The sequence below is a fragment of the Elstera litoralis genome, assembly GCF_000963705.1.
GTDB lineage: Bacteria > Pseudomonadota > Alphaproteobacteria > Elsterales > Elsteraceae > Elstera > Elstera litoralis.
In genome coordinates this window covers 1-807 of record NZ_LAJY01000927.1, presented here as the reverse complement: position 1 = coordinate 807, position 807 = coordinate 1, and the positions used below count along the sequence as shown (strand labels likewise).

1 protein-coding gene is annotated in these 807 nt (G+C 54.0%); it reads right to left on the bottom strand.

The genetic code is table 11. From position 1 onward, the window contains the following. Window positions 1-92: 92 nt before the first annotated feature. The coding region (locus tag VZ95_RS20770) for a patatin-like phospholipase family protein (protein WP_045777560.1) at window positions 93-807 on the bottom strand (715 nt) is incomplete at its 5' end.

Below are 807 nucleotides of genomic sequence, written 5' to 3'. Positions count from 1 at the left end.
GCCGTCGCAATAACGGCGGCGCGGGAGAGCAAAGCCGATCCCGATTGAGAAGCAACGCTCACGCCAACACCGCCGTTTCCATCTGCAAGCCCTTAGAGAAATTTTTCCCGAATATTGGTGGAGCTTTCCGTACCGATCTTATCGAAATGCAGCGCCAAAAACTGCTTGGCCTTCCGCCGCCCGATATCGTGCAGATAGGTCAGAAACTCCCAATCGGGGTTGAGTTTCGACGAGACGCTAAACTGGGCCAACTCGCTTTCAGCATCGATCGTATGAATATTGATGCGCGAATATTTCTGCGCATCAAGCTCGCCGCTATCCAGCAAATCGCTGACGAACTGAATGGCGCGCATTTCGCGCATCAGACTGGAGTTGAACGATAACGTGTTGATGCGGTCCAGAATGCCGCGCGCCGTGCGCGGAACATCGGGAATATTGATCGGATTGATCTGCACGATCAGAATATCGTTACTGCCGCCCGCATAGATCAGCGGATAGATCGGCGGATTACCCGAATAGCCGCCATCCCAAAAATACTCATGGTCAATTTCAACAGCTTGGAACAGGAACGGCAGACAGGCCGACGCCATGATCGATTTCGGCGTCAGTTCCTGCTGGTCGAAAATCCGTAGGCGCCCGTTCAGCACATTCGTTGCGGCGATAAAGAGTTTGCAAACATCCGCCCCACCGCGCACCGCGTCGAAATCGACGACATCGGCAATCAGATCTTGGAGCGGGTTCATATTCTTCGGGTTCAACTCATAGGGCGAAAACACGCGCGAGAGGGCGTCGTAAATGCCCCAGAGC